Source organism: Paenilisteria riparia FSL S10-1204 (assembly GCF_000525995.1).
Taxonomy (GTDB): Bacteria; Bacillota; Bacilli; order Lactobacillales; family Listeriaceae; genus Listeria_A; species Listeria_A riparia.
Genome location: NZ_AODL01000002.1, coordinates 245,883 through 263,041, shown reverse-complemented (window position 1 = coordinate 263,041; position 17,159 = coordinate 245,883). Strand labels below are relative to the sequence as shown.

General features: G+C 40.3%; 18 protein-coding genes and 3 pseudogenes. 6 read left to right on the top strand and 15 right to left on the bottom strand.

Going from position 1 to position 17,159, the window contains the following annotated elements; genetic code table 11:
* Positions 1–124: 124 nt before the first annotated feature.
* The 3 genes from PRIP_RS01455 (at position 125) to PRIP_RS01445 (ending at position 2,561) form a co-directional block, all read left to right on the top strand.
* A complete protein-coding gene (locus tag PRIP_RS01455) occupies positions 125–943 on the top strand; it encodes a PTS mannose/fructose/sorbose transporter subunit IIC (protein WP_036099046.1) in 819 nt (272 codons plus the stop codon).
* Between the two features lie 20 nt (positions 944–963).
* The gene (locus PRIP_RS01450) at positions 964–1,824 is read left to right on the top strand and encodes a PTS mannose transporter subunit IID (RefSeq protein ID WP_036099045.1); all 861 of its coding nucleotides are present in this window, start codon (positions 964–966) and stop codon (positions 1,822–1,824) included.
* A 269-nt stretch (positions 1,825–2,093) separates the two neighbouring features.
* Positions 2,094–2,561, top strand: coding sequence for a DUF986 family protein (locus PRIP_RS01445; protein ID WP_036099044.1), 468 nt, complete (start codon positions 2,094–2,096; stop codon positions 2,559–2,561).
* Between the two features lie 36 nt (positions 2,562–2,597).
* Here the strand turns inward: PRIP_RS01445 and PRIP_RS01440 are convergent, their stop codons facing one another.
* From PRIP_RS01440 to PRIP_RS17895, 3 genes are all read right to left on the bottom strand, one after another.
* Positions 2,598–2,981, bottom strand: a complete 384-nt coding sequence (locus PRIP_RS01440) for a hypothetical protein (protein ID WP_036086095.1) — start codon at positions 2,979–2,981, stop codon at positions 2,598–2,600.
* Between the two features lie 72 nt (positions 2,982–3,053).
* Positions 3,054–3,644 (bottom strand): serine hydrolase domain-containing protein, encoded by a 591-nt coding sequence (locus PRIP_RS17900; protein ID WP_277620074.1) that lies wholly within the window; start codon positions 3,642–3,644, stop codon positions 3,054–3,056.
* Between the two features lie 16 nt (positions 3,645–3,660).
* The gene (locus tag PRIP_RS17895; protein ID WP_052008665.1) at positions 3,661–4,197 is read right to left on the bottom strand and encodes a serine hydrolase domain-containing protein; all 537 of its coding nucleotides are present in this window, start codon (positions 4,195–4,197) and stop codon (positions 3,661–3,663) included.
* A 155-nt stretch (positions 4,198–4,352) separates the two neighbouring features.
* On the opposite strand from PRIP_RS17895, the gene PRIP_RS01430 reads away from it, so the two are divergent.
* The gene (locus PRIP_RS01430; RefSeq protein ID WP_036099043.1) at positions 4,353–5,225 is read left to right on the top strand and encodes an ROK family protein; all 873 of its coding nucleotides are present in this window, start codon (positions 4,353–4,355) and stop codon (positions 5,223–5,225) included.
* 51 nt (positions 5,226–5,276) lie between these two features.
* Here the strand turns inward: PRIP_RS01430 and PRIP_RS01425 are convergent.
* A pseudogene (locus PRIP_RS01425) lies at positions 5,277–5,614 on the bottom strand (GRAM domain-containing protein).
* Between the two features lie 210 nt (positions 5,615–5,824).
* Between PRIP_RS01425 and PRIP_RS01420 the strand changes: the two are divergent.
* Positions 5,825–6,553, top strand: a complete 729-nt coding sequence (locus PRIP_RS01420; protein WP_036099042.1) for a sirohydrochlorin chelatase — start codon at positions 5,825–5,827, stop codon at positions 6,551–6,553.
* Between the two features lie 65 nt (positions 6,554–6,618).
* Here PRIP_RS01420 and PRIP_RS01415 read toward each other — a convergent pair whose 3' ends face one another.
* Positions 6,619–7,506 (bottom strand): diacylglycerol/lipid kinase family protein, encoded by an 888-nt coding sequence (locus PRIP_RS01415; protein ID WP_036099041.1) that lies wholly within the window; start codon positions 7,504–7,506, stop codon positions 6,619–6,621.
* A gap of 153 nt (positions 7,507–7,659) precedes the next feature.
* On the opposite strand from PRIP_RS01415, the gene PRIP_RS01410 reads away from it, so the two are divergent.
* Positions 7,660–8,421 (top strand): alpha/beta hydrolase, encoded by a 762-nt coding sequence (locus tag PRIP_RS01410; protein ID WP_036099040.1) that lies wholly within the window; start codon positions 7,660–7,662, stop codon positions 8,419–8,421.
* Between the two features lie 48 nt (positions 8,422–8,469).
* Here PRIP_RS01410 and PRIP_RS01405 read toward each other — a convergent pair whose 3' ends face one another.
* The 10 genes and pseudogenes from PRIP_RS01405 to PRIP_RS01360 form a co-directional block, all read right to left on the bottom strand.
* On the bottom strand, positions 8,470–9,285 hold the full coding sequence (locus PRIP_RS01405; RefSeq protein WP_036099039.1) for a polysaccharide deacetylase family protein: 816 nt from the start codon (positions 9,283–9,285) through the stop codon (positions 8,470–8,472).
* 16 nt (positions 9,286–9,301) lie between these two features.
* On the bottom strand, positions 9,302–9,949 hold the full coding sequence (locus PRIP_RS01400) for a GntR family transcriptional regulator (RefSeq protein ID WP_036099038.1): 648 nt from the start codon (positions 9,947–9,949) through the stop codon (positions 9,302–9,304).
* 42 nt (positions 9,950–9,991) lie between these two features.
* Positions 9,992–10,771: a hypothetical protein gene (locus PRIP_RS01395; RefSeq protein ID WP_149023733.1), complete on the bottom strand. Its 780-nt coding sequence runs from the start codon at positions 10,769–10,771 to the stop codon at positions 9,992–9,994.
* Between the two features lie 213 nt (positions 10,772–10,984).
* Positions 10,985–11,599: a PepSY domain-containing protein gene (locus PRIP_RS01390; RefSeq protein WP_036099036.1), complete on the bottom strand. Its 615-nt coding sequence runs from the start codon at positions 11,597–11,599 to the stop codon at positions 10,985–10,987.
* Positions 11,600–11,686: 87 nt separating this feature from the next.
* Positions 11,687–12,679, bottom strand: a complete 993-nt coding sequence (locus PRIP_RS01385; RefSeq protein WP_036099035.1) for a lipoate--protein ligase — start codon at positions 12,677–12,679, stop codon at positions 11,687–11,689.
* Positions 12,680–12,740: 61 nt separating this feature from the next.
* On the bottom strand, positions 12,741–13,466 hold the full coding sequence (locus PRIP_RS01380) for a metallophosphoesterase (protein WP_241434062.1): 726 nt from the start codon (positions 13,464–13,466) through the stop codon (positions 12,741–12,743).
* Positions 13,467–13,707: 241 nt separating this feature from the next.
* A pseudogene (hflX, locus tag PRIP_RS01375) lies at positions 13,708–14,936 on the bottom strand (GTPase HflX); the annotation flags it as partial.
* A gap of 406 nt (positions 14,937–15,342) precedes the next feature.
* Complete coding sequence (locus PRIP_RS01370; protein ID WP_077912869.1) at positions 15,343–15,852, bottom strand: GNAT family N-acetyltransferase; 510 nt, start codon at positions 15,850–15,852, stop codon at positions 15,343–15,345.
* An 84-nt stretch (positions 15,853–15,936) separates the two neighbouring features.
* The gene (locus PRIP_RS01365) at positions 15,937–16,554 is read right to left on the bottom strand and encodes a flavin reductase family protein (RefSeq protein ID WP_036099033.1); all 618 of its coding nucleotides are present in this window, start codon (positions 16,552–16,554) and stop codon (positions 15,937–15,939) included.
* Positions 16,551–17,157, bottom strand: a pseudogene (locus PRIP_RS01360) (alpha/beta hydrolase). The gene PRIP_RS01365 and the pseudogene PRIP_RS01360 overlap by 4 nt, the downstream one beginning before the upstream one ends.
* Positions 17,158–17,159 lie beyond the last annotated feature (2 nt).

Genomic DNA, 17,159 nt, shown 5'->3' with positions numbered 1-17,159 from the left:
AGGTGTATACAGCTTGCATCTTGCAATCCCTAATTAAGGGGAATTTTCCAGCTAAAATCATTACATCACTTCTTTCAGCCATTATTCATTTGTTTCGTAAAGAAAAATTGGGAGGGAATTTTATATGGATGCAATTCAATTAATCCTTGTCTTCCTCGTAGCTTGTATCTGTGGTATGGGTAGTATCTTGGATGAGTGGCAGTCCCACCGTCCATTGATTGCTTGTACGTTAACAGGTCTTGTACTTGGCGACATGACAACTGGTATTATTATCGGTGGTTCACTTGAAATGATCGCATTAGGCTGGATGAATATTGGGGCCGCTGTTGCACCTGATACTGCACTAGCATCACTAATTTCAACAATTCTCGTTATTACAGGGGGACAAGACATCAGCGTTGGTATCTCCCTTGCGATTCCACTTGCTGCTGCTGGTCAAGTTTTAACAATTCTCGTTCGCACAATCACTGTAGGTTTTCAACATTCAGCCGATAAAATGGCCGAATCAGGGAATCTGAGGGGCCTCGATCTCCTGCATGTCACGGCACTGCTCCTCCAGGCGATGCGTATTGCGATTCCGGTTCTAATCGTAGCATTATCTGTTGGTACAGACGCTGTTACCAATATGTTGAATGCCATCCCAGATTGGTTGGTTAACGGGCTAAACGTTGCTGGCGGATTCATCGTTGTTGTCGGTTATGCGATGGTTATCAACATGATGGAGGCGAAATACTTAATGCCATTCTTCTTCTTAGGCTTTGTAGTCGCTGCCTTTACAACATTCAACTTAGTAGCACTAGGTGTATTAGGCCTTGTAGCCGCTATTATCTATATCCAATTAAGCCCTAAATATTATCTCAAAGAAGCACTTGCCCAGTACGAGGCGGCAGGTGGCGGTGGGTCGAAACCAGCGAACGATCTGGATGATGACCTAGACGACTAAAAAAGGGAGGTAACCAAATTATGAGTAATGAAACTGCAAAAGTAACCGTTGGCGAGAAAAAGCTAACAAAAGGTGACTTAATGAGCGTATTTATTCGTTCTAACCTGTTCCAAGGTTCATGGAACTTCGAACGTATGCAAGCGTTGGGATTTTGTTTTAGCGTTATTCCAATCATTAATCGCTTGTATGAAGGCGACGAACGTAAAGAAGCAATTAAACGTCATTTGGAGTTTTTCAATACACATCCATATATGGGGGCTCCGATTTTAGGGGTAACTGCGGCGATGGAAGAACAAAGAGCAAATGGCGCACCCATTGACAATGGCGCTATCAATGGTATTAAAGTTGGTTTGATGGGGCCACTTGCCGGCGTTGGTGATCCAATTTTCTGGGGAACAATTCGTCCAGTATTAGCCGCGTTAGGTGCATCTTTTGCATCAACTGGTAATATCTTTGGGCCACTACTATTCTTCGTGCTTTTCAATGGCATTCGTCTAGGCTTCCGTTATTGGGGCGTGTTCTACGGTTATGGTAAAGGTACAGACGTTGTATCTGACATGTCCGGTGGTGTACTTCAAAAATTAACAGAAGGCGCGTCCATTCTCGGTCTATTCGTTATGGGTGGACTGGTTAACAAATGGACAACCATTAATATCCCAATCGTCGTATCAAAAACAACCAACCAAGAAGGTAAAACAACAACAACTACTGTTCAAGATATTTTGGATAGCTTAATGCCTGGTATTCTTGCATTAGGTCTAACATTTGCTTGTATGTGGCTGCTCAAGAAAAAAATCAACGCGTTGTGGATTATCTTGATGTTGTTTGTTCTTGGTATCGTTGGCTATGTACTTGGTATTTTCTCAGTTCCGGGTGCGTGATTAATTCAAAGTGTGATGGAGCAAAAGTTGATTAATAGCAACTGATGCTCCATCTCTTTTCGCAGGACTTTGCTGATTTATACTCGAAATCAAACAGAAATCGTCTAATATGGGCTGCTACTCGCCAGCGTTCTTTGGGAGTGGTAGTCTAATTTTTGCTTGTCATATACTTATTCCTAAGAAATACGGCTTGAATGATGTGATTCGGTTCCTTTTTTTAGTATAGAATGGTACAATGAAGTGAAATTTAATGAATGTAGGTGTGGTTAATGAGCTTTGATGCAACAAATATTTTCTTGCTGATTATGATTGCTGGAGCCCTCTTATTTTCCTTGTATGACGGCGTTGTACTTCATTTTTGGAAAGGAACAACGGTTCGCAGTATTCCGCTTCGCTCGCGCGGAAAATGGGATGGATACATATTCGTTGGGTTAATTACTCTCTTGTTTATCTCCAATGCGTTTTTACGTCACGGACCTATGTCGACTTCTATTTTGCTGGCAATTCTTGGTGTTTTATTCTTCTATATTTGTTTTATCCGCAAAAGTCGTATTATTTTTAAAGAGCATGGTTTCTTTTATGCCCTACTCTTCTTTGAATATAAGAAGATGGAGCGGATTAACTTGTCTGAGGATGGTGTCTTGGTGATTGAAACAGGGCGTCAACGTCTTCTATTGTTTGCGCGAAATGAACAAGATTTAGCGGAGATGCTACAAATTTTTACAGAACGCAGCTAAAAAAATCGAGTCTGGGAGCTACCCAAACTCGATTTTTTATATACCGACTTTACTTAAATGAATCCGTTCTACTTCAAACTCGATAAATTTACCATGTAAGGCTTCGATTTGTTCGTCGTATTGCGTATTGAAACAGATGATGCTATCTTCTAATCGGAGTACCGCAAAACCGTCTTCCTCATAGTCTTCTAGTTGCCCGACGATGTGAACAAGTGCATCTTCGGTTGTCTCTAAAATACAATGTTTCTCGTCACTTTCAGCAAGCCTCGCCGCCGTCAAATCTTCTGGTATTTCAATTTCTACCGTATATTTGCGATTCGACTCCGGCTCGTCATCGTTCCAAATTCCTTCACACGTGCCGAAATCACTTTCAAATCTAACTTGCCCAGAAGCAAGCTTTTTCTGAACCTTAATTTCCACTAAAAAATTCCTCCTGAAGTTTTTCGCTTTATTGTTTATTATAGCACGAAATGAATAAATCGCACCTATTTTTTACTGCAAAAGCCCATAAATTTCTTTCGTTAATGCCGTGTTTCCTTTTTCTGAACGAATATTGGAAAACAGGATAACTGCATCTTTCCGATTCCTTGAAAAGCTGTTAATTGTTTCGTAGTTGTAAATAACACCTCGTGAAATATAAAAAGTATTGCGATCGTAAAAACCAAAACCGTAATCTCCTGCGCCAGATTGTAGCATTCTCGTAAGGCTTGCCTGATTAATTAGTTTACCGCTTGTCAATGCTTTATCAAACAAATAAATATCTTTTGATGGCATATACATATTTCCAGCACCAAATAATTGAGAATTGTCTAGGAGATATGGGTTTTTGATGAGGCTTCCGTTACTTAGCTTATAACTTACGGCTTCGTTTGGATTCGTGAAAAAGCCGTCGCCAATGCCTGTGTGTGTCATTTTAGCAGGGATAAAAATATGTTGCTTTAGATAATTGGTAAGGGATTGGTTCGTTAGCACTTCGATTAGGCGCCCCATCACCGCATAATTATCATCGCGATAGTCCCATTTGCCTGGTTGACGGTAAATGCCACCTGCTTCTATATCTCTCAAAATTTGTTCGGATGTTATTGGTTGATTTCCCTTCTTACGCCCTTTGATGCCTGATGTATGGCCAAGAAAATTCTTTTATTTTGATGTTCTTACCATTAGGGAAATTGGGAAAATATTTGCTGATTGGATCTTCAACATTTAGTATTCCTTTTTCTTGCAACTGCATGATTGCTGTTGCTACAACTGCTTTTTGCATGGAGCCAATGATATATAGACTCTTATCATCGTTCATTTTTCCAATAGTTTTGTTGGCAATACCGAAGCCTTGATTTAGAATGACATGGTTATCTTTTACAATATAGGCCGTACCGTTGAATTGATTCGCTTGTAAAGTCGTTTCAATCTTTACTTTCGTCGAAGCATGCGGGTCAACTACAATATTGGCCTTTCTAATAGTCGTTGTCTCATCATTAACGGTAATCTCGTTTGCTGTTACTTGAGGGTGCATCTTTACAAAGGCATAACTCCCTCCTACGCCTACAACTAACAAGCACACTATAAAGGTTGCAATGGTTCCTAGACGACGCTTACGACGTTTCTTGCGCGCCTTTTCTGTTCTATTCATATGCATGTTAATTCCTCCTTACAAAATAGCATCTGACACAATCGTAACACCTCGTAACATAATTGTAAAATATTTTTTGGCACAATCTATTTTTTAACACTTGTTTTTTGTTCTTCCGCAACGTATGCTTGAGATAATTCATAGCAAAGGAGTTAGATTAGATGACTTTATTAGCATTCGACATGGGTGGAACTTCCGTAAAATATGCACTCATGAAAAAAAATGGTACCGTTTTACAGAAAGGACACTTCAAAACCCCAGACACTTTAGAAAAGCTTACCATAGAATTGCAAAATGTCAAAAATACATACGCCGATAAAACACTGAGTGGTGCTGCCTTTAGCTGTCCTGGAGCCGTTGATAATGAAAGCGGTATAATTGGCGGTGCTAGCGCAATTCCCTATATCCACCACTTTCCCATTAAAGCATTACTAGAGGAAAAATTAGCACTTCCTATCACGCTAGAAAATGACGCGAACTGTGCGGCCTTAGCTGAAACATGGCTTGGCGTTGCTAAATCCGCGCAAGATATTCTTTTTATTATTGTTGGCACTGGCGTTGGAGGTGCGGTCATTAAAGATGGCAAAATCCATACGGGGGCTCATCTTCATGGCGGCGAATTCGGCTATATGCTGATGAATGATAAACTTGAGTCACTAAGCGACACAGGAACAGTTGTTAATGCTGCAACTCGAATTGCAAAAAGAAAAGGTATCCCAACCTTGAGCGGTATCGAAGCTTTTCAGTTAAAAGAAAACAATGACCACATCGCCATCGAAGAAATTCAAATAATGTATCAAAACCTAGCAAAAGGCATTTTTAATTTACAATATGTCTACGATCCGGAAATGATTGTCATTGGTGGTGGCATCAGTGGGCGTGAGGATTTTCTACCGTCTATTCAAGCTGAGCTAAACACGCTACTGGACAAGATAACCATCGCTAAAATCGCGCCTAAAATTGTGTCCTGTGCATTCGGTAATGATGCCAATCTCATTGGTGCCGTAGCGAATTTCAACCAAATTCACGCATAAACTAAAAAATAATATCTTAAAACACCGAACGCGTGTCTTAAGATATTATTTTTATTTTTTAACTAACTTGTCTATTTCCCCGCGCGTAGCAAGTACTTTTTCAATGGCAGCTAGCCACTTCTTCTGTTTATTAATGATAAACTGATATTTTTTACCACTCTTTGTTTCCACATCGAGCAAATTCGATAGCATGTTGCGACCTAACACCTTAGTCATAGCTCCCTCAATTCGAGCAATGTCATGAAACGGAATCGTTAAGTCTTCTGTGAAATAATCATTCGGCTTATGAATCAAATACGTTTCTGTAATGAATAGCTTTCCTGGCACTGGCTTGAAGCCATTCTTTAAGTTGGCTAAGCTTTATAAATAACATCAACCGTTTCCCCCATAAATCATCACCCTCATCCTTTTTTCCTCCTTACAATTGTATCAAAAATAACTTTAAATTTGTAGCAACTTTCGACATATCGCACTTTTGTTCACATTTTCTTAACATTTTTTCATAATTTCTCACAAAAAAGCCTTGGCACGAAGCTTTAAGAAGATTAGAATAAGACTATGTAATCTATGCTTGGCTTATTTGAGAGGGGCTAATTAACTTGCGCGCAATTATTTATATTGGCAATGGAACACAACTAGCAGAAGGTAATGCAGAATTCCACAGATTCATTAATCAAATGAAAAAGAAACGACCTGAACAAATTCAAGAGCTTGGCTTTCTAAGCATGAGCTATCCTACGATTGAAATTGCCTGCGAGAAAGCAATCATCGCTGGAGCTACAGACTTAATTATCGTCCCTGTATTCCTATTTTCTGCAACCAATATTAAACATGAAATTCCCAAAATTTTGCGTGCTGTCGAATTGAACCATCCAGAAGTCACCATAAAAATGACAAAAACATTTGGTTTTGACCCAGAAATAATTGCATTAGTGGAGCGAAATATCTTGCAAACAAATATCAATCAAGATGCCGCCGTTCTGCTGGTTGGCCTTGGGAGTACGCATGATCAAGAGCCTGCTAATAGGCTTCACAGTGTTGCAAAACTTCTCGAATCACAACTACACTTCCCGGTTTTTCATAGCGAAATCAAAGGAGAACCGGCATACCCAAAACAACTCGCACATCTCCTTTCCAGCTATAAAAAAATCTACATTATCCCTTATTTCCTTTTCACTGGTGCCCATGTTGTCACTATCGATCAAGAACGGATGTGCTTACAAAAAAAATATCCAGATGCAGAAATCGTAGTTTGCGAATCTTTCCATTATCACCCATTATTAGAACAAGCTGTCCTACACAAAATCTCAGAATTAGTAAACGAATGAGTATAAAAGCATGAGCTCAGCAAACCTCCTCTTCAATAAGGCTTGCAGTATCTCATGCTTTTTGTTTATCTAGGAACAAGCACTTCCAAATGTTCTTTCAAAACTTCAATCTTAATTGGGAACGTATCACCAGGATCTCCGTCCACATTCACCTTCACTTCTGGCTCCGCGCAGTCAATAGCAAGTGTCGTTGTTGAGAAATACATCACGCCATCCGCTTTTTTCAAAGTTCCTAACGCAATTTGTGGTAAAATTTTGGCTGCATCAATGATACCTAATTTCGTAATAATAAAAACATGTATCAACCCGTCATCGACCTCTGCTTCTGGCGCCCATTGCTCCATTCCTCCCACAGAATTCGTCAAACTAGCTATGACAAGTGCAGCCTCACCTTTCCACTCACCGTCATCATACATTATTTCAAAATCCAATAGCTCATGTCGTGAAAACGCCTTCAAACCTTCTGCAAAATACGCCACCGAACCGAATCGTGTTTTTTGTTCTACACTCACTTTATCGACAGCCTCTGCGATCATTCCTGCTGCCAACACATTCATGAAGTATGCGTCACCAATTTTTCCGATATCCATTGTTCGCTTCTTTGCCGTTTCCAGCGCTTTAATCGCCTTGTCTGGGCGTAATGGAATGCCAAGTGAACGAGCCAAGTCATTCACCGTCCCAAGCGGTATGAAACTAAATGCTGGTCGGTTTTCTTGTTCTGCCAAACCATTAATAACCTCATTTAATGTCCCGTCACCACCCATGGCTACTACGACATCAAATCGTTCCTGCGCCGCTTGTCTGGCGAATTCTGTTGCGTCGCCCCCTTTTTGTGTTTCTTTGACCACTACTTCACGATAGCGCCTAAGCAAAGCTTTCTTTGCCTTTTCTGCGTAGACTTTGCCTTTTTCCTTACCAGAAGAAGGATTAACTATTAACATCGCTTTTTCCATTATGTATCACTCCCCAACGTTACTATAATACATTATACCCCGTAACCCCTACAAAAAAACAGTATAACTATATATATTACTTGAAAAATTGTGCATTTGGCGTTAAAGTTAAAGCATAGTATTTCACTAGGATATACGAGGAGGAACGAAAAAATGGAACGAGTCACCTTTAAAAACAAAGCAGGCTTATCACTAGTTGGTCATTTTTATGCAGCTCCTTCGAAGTCTATCATCATTATGACGCACGGTTTTTTATCTAATAAATCATCCAGCGGCCGCTTTGATCGTTTTGCCTTAAAACTACAACAAAATGGTTATAATGTATTAACATATGATTGTGGCGGCTATGGTGAAAGCGATGATACCGCAATTCACTTCGAAAAGCAAGTTACCGATTTGCAAGCTGCAAAACAATTTAGCCAGTCGCTAGGTATGGAGAAATTTGCATACTGGGGCCATAGTCTTGGTGGTCGTTTATCGCTAGCATGTTATCAGGATGATATTGATACAATGGTGCTTACCGGACCAGTGACAGGTGCGATTTTTTATCAGCATGTCGATTATTTTTCACAAGAGCAGATTACACAATGCGAATGTAATGGTAGCATGACTGTTTATGTAGATGACCCTTGGCGCTCGGAAATTGTGCTGGATAAACAGATGCTCACAGATTTTGATACAATGAATCAGCAAGCAACATTAGCAGGCGTTCAATGTCCAGTTTTAATTATTCACGGCACAGAAGGCGCACTTGAACAGGAACTTGCCCACATTACAAAAAAGGGCTTAGACTTGTTTCCAGAAGGCTCGAAGCTGATTGAGCTGAATGGCGCCGATCATGACTTTATGAATCAGCTAGATGAAATCGAAGCACTAGGACTGCACTGGCTACATCAACAGTTCGCATTACAATAAAAAAAGCTTGAAATCTGGATACGAGAACCGTGATTTCAAGCTTTTTTCCTATTGTAATGCTGCTTTCATCGACATTCCTGGTACCATTCGTATGCGAGGTAGCGTGTACATGCCAGCTTTCTCGTTTGCTCGGCCAGGTTGTGTGGTAAAGCCCATCGTGTAGCCAGCAGCTTTTGCGGCTCGCTTTGTGTCTTCGTTGTAGCGACCAACGGGGTAGCAGATACTATTCACCGTTTTGCCTGTCAGTTGTTGCAATACGGCTTTTGATTCTTTTAATTCTGTAAGTTGCTGGTTGTATGACAACGTGTTTAACTCTTGATGATGCACTGTATGACTCTGCATTTCAATCCCATTATCGCTCATCTTTTTTAAGGCCACTTCATCAAAATGGTTCTTTTTCGCAATTTTATCTGTAATAACAAAAATATTAGCCTTTAGTCGATATTTCTTCAAAATCGGATAGGCATTCGTATAATTATCCAGATACCCATCGTCAAACGTAATAACAATCGGCTTTTCTGGCATATTCTTTCCTGTTAGAAGTAGCGTATCCAATTCTGATAAAAATAACGGATGGTAGCCATTTTCAGCAAGCCATTTCATTTGCGCATCGAATTCTTGTGGCGGTGTAATGAGGTTATTCTTCACATTCTCATTGATAGAATGATACATCAAAACCGGAATTTGCAAAGTTTCTGGATTCACATCTGTACCGGTTGGAATAATTGCCGGTTCTTTTTTCTGTGGTTCTTGCACGACTTGTTTGTGTGGTACTGGCCTAGGCTGCACTTGTCGTTCTTGGGCACATGCGCTAATAAATAGGCAGACTGCAAAAATCGCAATAGTTTCTATGAATCGTTTCATCTAGTTGCTCCTTCTTTCATCTAAAAATAAATAAAATCCGATCATTAATGATTTGCTTTATGACTGCCCGTGCTTCATCAAATTTATAAATCTCAATATATCTACCACATGCAATATAGTTGTCCAGCGTCTTATCAAATAACTTCATTGCCGACTGAAAAACATCTGGCTCACCAAATTCCAATAAATCATCATAAAACTGATTCACGACTTGCAAATAATATTCATTCTTCGCATAACCAAGTATTTCATTAACAAACCAACGTTGATATTCCATGCATTCACGATCTGTTGGGTTTTCAATACTTAAAAACTTCGTAACCATATCAAACAAATGTTGATTACTAAAATTCAACGACTTCGCCTCAATTTTATCAATCGTCGCCATCAAAAATAGCTCCATCACATCCAGCATTTCGATATAGCGCTCTTTCGTGATAGCACAATTTTTGACGATAACGCCTTTGTAGTCTTCGAATTCTAAATAACCGTCGACAGTCAGCATCGCAAAGGCTTTACGCACTGGTGTCCTACTCAATTCTAATTCCCTCGAAACATCCGCTTCAATTAGTCGCTGCCCGACTTGATACTCGCCACAACGGATTTTTTCCTTAATCATGCGATGCGCTTTACTTTCTAACGTTTCGTGTCCAGTTTTACTCATAGATAGACCCCTTTTAGTTCATTCTTCAAGAAACATCTCAGGCTAGAAAAAAGCCTTTTCCTCAATAATTTCTCGCAAAATATCATTATTCTGAATCACTACTTCCATCTCTCGATACGGCTGATATTCCGTGTTTTGCTGCGCTACATAACTTGCACGAAGCTCCTTCATATCGCGTAATAAAGCCATTACGTTCCGCTTCCTAGCATCGATAACATGAGAAAAAACATAGCTAATCCCCCGTAAAACAACGGCGCTAACCACCACAAGAATGGCAAGCAACACTGTCAATAAAATGCGATTACCCTCCGGATTGGCTTCTAAAATAAAAACAGCTCCAAGTGCTGCAAAAAGCAACACAATGAGTAAAATAGCCGTGTTTTTTATTGTTGCGCCTTTTGTAAGAGAAGTATTATCTTCTTCGATCATTTGCTGCAGCACCATTAGTTCTTCTGATGAATGAAAACCGTTGCGCGCCAAGTAATTCCGAAGTAAACATAATTTTAGTTGTTGCAGCTTCTGGAAATCACGAATTCGATATCGTTTCCACAAGACTTTACGAGCTTTGCGCACAATAAACATGTAGTAAAGCAAAATGAAAAGCATTGCATAAACCGCAATCCCCAACCACAGACCATCGATACCGTAAGCTAAACCAAAAGCAACGGGAAACGCCGTGCAAAGAATCATCGTCAAGCAAAAGCTTACAATATTCGGCACCATGAAATAATATATTAAATTATAATTACTCAGCTTTGTACGATAAAACCGAATTAGTTTCTCCCCTGCCATACACCCATCATTCCCTCTTATTTCTATCATTCAAGTTTATCACGTAAACCCAAATATTAAAAGCACTAGGTGGAGATATAATTCATCCACTAAAAAAGACACCCTATCTTTATCGATAGAGCGCCTCTGGCTGTAGAAATCTATATTGCTAGATAAAAAACTATCCGTGTCTCTGCAAAAAACTGGTATTTGCCGATAAGCTCGATTTTGCTTTGTCTTGATTTTTGCCAAGCTTCATCTTGATTAGTCGTCTTGTTCCGTGGATAATACTGCTAATGTTTTTGCATCTAGTTTCATATCGAATTTTTGGTTACCATTTATAATTTTCACTTCAAAATATGTTTGATTCATTTCACGTTCAATTGTCCATTCGGATACAGTCCCTGCTTGTTGCTTCAGTGCTGCTGTCATGGCTTCTTGCGGTGTTTTGATGCCGTCTAAGTCTAGTTTTTCATTTGCTCTTTCTTTGCCATTCGCATCCTCTGCATCTAGTTTTTCATTGTTATCTTGTAAAATTGCCTTTGTATCTGCATCGAATTTCATTTCGTATTCGTTATTATCGTCCACACCGTCAATTGTATATACATACTTGCCAAGTTCTTGAGATAGTTCAACAGACGTTATATCAGTTTTTGGATGCTTATTCTTAAAAATTTCGATGGCATCTGTATAGCTCATAGAGAATTTCTTATTGTTTAAATCAGATGTAGTGTTGGAATTTGAGTTGGAATCCGTTGTTTGTTCAGTATTATTGTTGTTATTTGATGAATTGTTCGAATTTGCATCGTCATCCCCACACGCTGCGAGCGCTCCAATCATCACCGTCGACATTGCTAATACACTAATTTTTTTCCACATAATTTCTCTCCTACTTTCTTTTGTTTATAGTAATACTGTAACATTTAGCTATTATGCAATACATCATACCAGAGTCTTATTTTATGTTTAGATTGAAAAAATATGTGTTGCCAATTCTGATTCCGTTATTTGACCAAAATAGAGTCGTACGTCAATCTGTTTTAGAATCCTCGCTAAATCATCTTGCGTGTATGGAATTCCTTGCATTTGCTGCTCCACGTCATGAATGTCTCCAGTTGCGAAAAAATCACCGAAAATACGGACTGACTGAATTCTGCCGTGCTCGACTTGCAACTGCATCTCTACTAAACCACCGGGAAATTTGTATTCTTTTTTTATATTGCATTTCGGAGATTTACCGTAATTCCATTCCCAATTTTGGTAGCGTTGCTGCTGAATTTCAGTGATTTTTTGCCAATCAGACGGTGTGAATTGGTAGGTTGGAATGGCGGATGATTGAAAAATGTGTTGCAATAGGATTTGCTTGAATGCTTGTATATTCATGTCTTCGGCTAGATGTTCACGAATGTTTGTCACGCGGGACCGAACAGATGGGACGCCTTTTGCTTTTAATTTGAGTGGATTGACATGAAGCGCTTTGGCAACGTTATCTAGTTGGACATCGAATAGCAAAGTGCCGTGGCTGTAAAGCCTTCCTTTTGTTGAGAACTGAGCGTTTCCCGAGATTTTTTTGCCGTCGATTTCAATGTCGTTGCGCCCGTTTAGCGTAGCATCTATACCCAACGATTGCAGAGCCTCAATGACTGGTTTTGTGAAGCGGACGAAGTTATGAAATGCATCGCCATCGTCTTTCGTAATAATGCTAAAACTAATATTGCCTTCATCATTGTACACCGCGCCACCGCCAGAAAGCCTGCGCAAGACAGGAATTTGGTGTTGCTCCACATAAGCCGTATTAATTTCTGCGAGTGTATTTTGATTTTTTCCCACAATAACTGTTGGATGCATGCGGTAAAACATAAGGTACGTTTCATTTTCATCCAGATGACGCAATGCAAATTCCTCTATCGCAAAATTTCTCGTTTGATCTAAGCAATCTTCATTATCAATATACATCATTCTTGTTCTCTCCCTGGCAAAAAGGACTTGAAACATAAGATTCGCTTCAAGTCCTTTGTTATTATTTGTTGTGCAGCGTGATGAGTGGCATTTCGGGTTCATTGAAAATACGTGGTATTATCGTAGCATTCCCGACGCCGCGGCTTACAATCATTTGCTTGTCGCCTTCTTCATGAATACCGGAAGTTAGCTTTGGCATTAAACCTTGGTGTGGCGCATAAAGTCCTTCTGTATATGGCAGCCTTACTTGGCCACCATGTGCGTGCCCACAAAAAACAAGATCAACCGGTGCTTGTTGGTAGATTGGCCATTTCTCAGGTCGATGCGATAACAAAATCGTAAACTGCGAATCAGGAATGCCAACTGTAGCTTCTTTTATTTTATGTTGGACAATAACTTCTTCTAACATAATTTCTTCATCGTGACTTAAATCATTCGGTTTATCAATCGCAATACTTGGATCATCAATACCTGCAATCGCGATGGATTTCCCATCACGCGTTATATACGCGTGGTCATTTTGCAAGTAGGTAACGCCCATTTTAGCAAGCTCAGGCAGTAAGTCTTGTAAATTCGCACTTCTTGCTTCGTGATTACCAGTCACATAATAAATCGGACAGACTTTAATTAATTTGCGCATCAGTGTAACAGCAATATTAATGCCTTCATCGCCATCGAGCAAATCACCAGTCAAGACTATTATGTCTGGCTGTATTGCCCAGATTTTCTTAATTAAACGGTGATTATAGCGGCCAAAGACATTACCATGAAGATCCGATAGTTGCAAAATTCGCAAACCATCGAGCTCTGGCGCGATTTTGGAAGATGTAATATTGTATTCTGTCGTCCTTAATTGTTTCGTTGACCAGTACGCATAGCCCGTAAAAAGGAGCGCAGCAGCACTGGTTGCTTTTAAAAGGGATTTTTTCATAGCTTTTTGATTCCTTCACAATAGTTTCCCTCATTATAACAGAGACATTCAAGATTCGTCTTCTATTTGCGTTTTCTTTTTCGATGAAAGCGTTAAATTTCATACGATCTGCTTGCTTCGCGTTCACTTTTATACGAGTTCCCTCTTCTTCATAAGCTGTTTCCAATACTTCGGCGTGCTCGTTCAAATACGACACAACATCCCCACGTTCAAAGGGGACATGTAGTGTGACAACTTCATAGTCGCCAAATACCTGCTCTGTAATCATTTGTACTAAAATATCTAAGCCTTTTTGTTCTTTTGCAGACATATAAACTGTATCGCCATCGCGACGAGGATAAATCGTATTTAGCGCCATATCCGCCTTGTTAAAAGCATACATAACCGGAATATCTACAACATCCATTTCTGCTAGTGTTTCTTCGGTCGTCTGCATCATCGCTTGAAAATGCTCATGCGATACGTCAACTACGTGGATTAACACATCTGCCATCGCAGCTTCTTCCAATGTCGAACGGAATGCTTTTACCAAGTGATGCGGCAATTTGCTAACAAAACCAACCGTATCTGTTAACAAAAATTGTTTCTTATCTGGTAAAATAATTTCTCGGACACTCGTCTCAAGTGTTGCAAAAAGCATATCTTTTTCAAAAACTTGCTTATGCGTCGATGTGCTGTGTGCCGAAACCATCGCATTCATAATCGTAGACTTTCCAGCATTGGTATAGCCAACAAGGGACACAATTGGGATTTCATTTTTCTGACGTTGCGTCGTTGCACTTGCCTTTCAGCAACAAGACTATCTAATTCTTTATTTAGCTGGCTAATTTGTTGTTTGATGCGACGACGGTCCATTTCAAGTTTCGTTTCACCAGCCCCACGGTTTTTTAGTCCTCCTTTTCCGCTTTGCTGGTCCATTCCTTCACCTTGACCTACAACTCGCGGCAACTCATATTTCAAACGAGCCACTTGGACTTGAAGTTGCGCCTCTCTTGTTTTTGCCCGATCCGCGAAAATATCTAAAATTAAACGCGTCCGGTCCATCACTTCGATTTCTAACAATTCTTCTAAATTACGAATTTGCGAAGGAGAAAGTTCATCATTGAAAATGACTAAATCAACATCTTCATAATCCGCTAGCCCTTTGATTTCATCTACTTTTCCTTTGCCCACATACGTCGCTTTGTTTGTGCGATCTATTTTTTGCGTAATGACACCGACTGGTTCAATCAAATTCGCTTCCGCTAAATTCGCCAGTTCTTCCATCGAATAGTCAAAATTGACTTGATTCATCGTTATTCCTACTAATATCGCTGTTCTTGTCATTGTTCATTCCTCCAGTGTTTTTTCTTTTACACGTGCGAGGGACTTTTGTGACCTTCCAACTGAAAGCGCCAACTATTAAGTTATGACCGTATTTAAGCATAACAAAAAGAAGCAAAAATTCATCTGCTCCCCTGTTAAATACCGTTGCGACTTAAAATTTATTAAAGCACGCAATCTATTTATTTTAGTATCACAACTAAAAAATGGGTTCCTTCTTGTAAAGGCAGACCAATCCCGTTTTGAGTGTAGAATATATCTTCTATACAAATGCATTCTAAACTCAATCTCGCACTATTTAATTACTGTTTGCGAATTTGGAATTCTAAGTCTAACACTCCACATTTGGCAACCCTCCGTTCACTTTAATTAGTCACATTGTAACATGCTGGAAAACGCTTGGCAAGTGCTAAATGAGTTTGGAAAGCCAATATGTATCGTAATATTCGTCTCCTATCATGAAAGAATCACGATGTGTGCCTTCAATTTCATAGCCAAGTTTTTGATATAAACGCAGTGCTTTTTGATTTTTACATAAAACACCAAGTTCGATACGACGAACCACACCTCGACTCCTAGCCCACGTTTCCATATACTCGAATAAACGTGTTGCAACGCCTTGTCCCCAATAATCTTTTAGCACTCCAACCGCAATATAAATGCTGTGTTGCATGCGATTTGGCGGATTCCCATCAGCAATTAAGAAACCAACCAAGCTCTCCGTTTCCATATCCTCCGCCACTAAAATAATCGAATACGGCAAATCCGAGAAATATTCCAATCGTTTCTTCGCATCTTTCGTTGAAATTTCTCGCTCTCCAGCGCCGTACAGCATATAATCCGTCTCTCCATCTATCTGTAATTGCATTTTTGCAAACCGCTTCGCATCATACTCACAAGCTTCCCGAATCTGAATCACTGGCGCCACCTCCTCAAAAAATGATTCTTTGTTTAGTATAACAGAAAAAAGACGATCAATAAAAAATCAACCGTCTTTCAAAAATTAATTGGGGCGCGCTACTGTAAACACATCGCCAATTTTCGCATAATCATTCCCAGCTAACCGAGCTACAGGTGCCAATTTGGCGGCATCAATATACTGTTTTTCCTCATCAAAAACCGTATTATCAAATACATAATAACTGATTTTCGCCAAAATTAAATCTGTCACGACTTTCCCAGCCTCGTTTGAAATCGGAATGTGCTGAAAAAGCTTAGCTTCCATCCTGATTTTCGCTTCCTGTATCGCAGGCGTTTTGACACTCATACTTGATGTTGTCGTTAACTTCGTTCGCAATAATTCACTGTCATTTGGCGCAAGTCTAGCAGCCGTCGCGTTCATATCTTCCGTCAACGCCTCATCGACAAGATGGATCACCAATTCGCCCGTTGCAAGCACATTTCGCGCTGTGTCTTTCATCGTGTTACCATCTCGCTGAATCGCCAGTGACACAATCGGCGGATTGCTCGACACCACATTGAAAAAGCTAAAAGGTGCTGCATTCAAAACACCTTCCTCCGAAACCGTTGTCACAAAAGCAATCGGTCTCGGAATAATCGCCCCACTCAAAAATTTATAATGATCCTTCGCGTCTAGCGTCGCTGCATCAAAAGCTATCATAACAGCGTCCCGTACCAATCTCTAGCCGCTTCAACTTCTGGCAGTGTCAACTGATGCCCCTGCTGCGTCCAAACATCCGTCACAACGGCACCTCGTTCCACCAATAAGTCAATCAATTGTTGCGAACCTTCCGCACTAATCAGCGGATCATTTACACCTGCCGTCAAAAAAAAGCGTCGCACTAGCAAGCGAAAAGTCAGGCATCGCAGCACCAGACGGCATCGCGTGAAACAAAATCGCCTTCCTAAAACCATCTTCCCGCGTCAAAATCGCATTCGCCGCAATGTTCGCACCATTCGAATACCCGACCGCAATCGCGTTCTCCAGCCTAAAATCATATTCCGTCGCCAATTTTGCCGTCTGTACCATAAGCTGTTCCGTTTTCTCCGCTAAGCTTTCCAAGTCAAATGACCCGTCCATATACCGCGTAAAAAACCGATTCGCGCCCTGTTCCGGCACATCCCCACGAAAAGCCAGCACCGCAGCATCCGGCGCAATCAATTCCGCAATCTGAAGCAGCGAGTGTTCATCGCCTCCCGTCCCGTGAAGCAGAACAAGTGGCGGTAACGCAGGATTTTTACCAGGAATAAAAATGTGTTCCATCA

Bases quoted from the DNA above. Each gene is read 5' to 3' on its own strand.
- PRIP_RS01455 (WP_036099046.1), top strand. From the start codon at position 125: ATGGATGCAATTCAATTAATCCTTGTCTTCCTCGTAGCTTGTATCTGT.
- PRIP_RS01450 (WP_036099045.1), top strand. From the start codon at position 964: ATGAGTAATGAAACTGCAAAAGTAACCGTTGGCGAGAAAAAGCTAACA.
- PRIP_RS01445 (WP_036099044.1), top strand. From the start codon at position 2,094: ATGAGCTTTGATGCAACAAATATTTTCTTGCTGATTATGATTGCTGGA.
- PRIP_RS17895 (WP_052008665.1), bottom strand. From the start codon at position 4,197: ATGCATATGAATAGAACAGAAAAGGCGCGCAAGAAACGTCGTAAGCGT.
- PRIP_RS01430 (WP_036099043.1), top strand. From the start codon at position 4,353: ATGACTTTATTAGCATTCGACATGGGTGGAACTTCCGTAAAATATGCA.
- PRIP_RS01415 (WP_036099041.1), bottom strand. From the start codon at position 7,506: ATGGAAAAAGCGATGTTAATAGTTAATCCTTCTTCTGGTAAGGAAAAA.
- PRIP_RS01410 (WP_036099040.1), top strand. From the start codon at position 7,660: ATGGAACGAGTCACCTTTAAAAACAAAGCAGGCTTATCACTAGTTGGT.
- PRIP_RS01405 (WP_036099039.1), bottom strand. From the start codon at position 9,285: ATGAAACGATTCATAGAAACTATTGCGATTTTTGCAGTCTGCCTATTT.
- PRIP_RS01400 (WP_036099038.1), bottom strand. From the start codon at position 9,949: ATGAGTAAAACTGGACACGAAACGTTAGAAAGTAAAGCGCATCGCATG.
- PRIP_RS01395 (WP_149023733.1), bottom strand. From the start codon at position 10,771: ATGATAGAAATAAGAGGGAATGATGGGTGTATGGCAGGGGAGAAACTA.
- PRIP_RS01390 (WP_036099036.1), bottom strand. From the start codon at position 11,599: ATGTGGAAAAAAATTAGTGTATTAGCAATGTCGACGGTGATGATTGGA.
- PRIP_RS01385 (WP_036099035.1), bottom strand. From the start codon at position 12,679: ATGATGTATATTGATAATGAAGATTGCTTAGATCAAACGAGAAATTTT.
- PRIP_RS01365 (WP_036099033.1), bottom strand. From the start codon at position 16,554: ATGATAGCTTTTGATGCAGCGACGCTAGACGCGAAGGATCATTATAAA.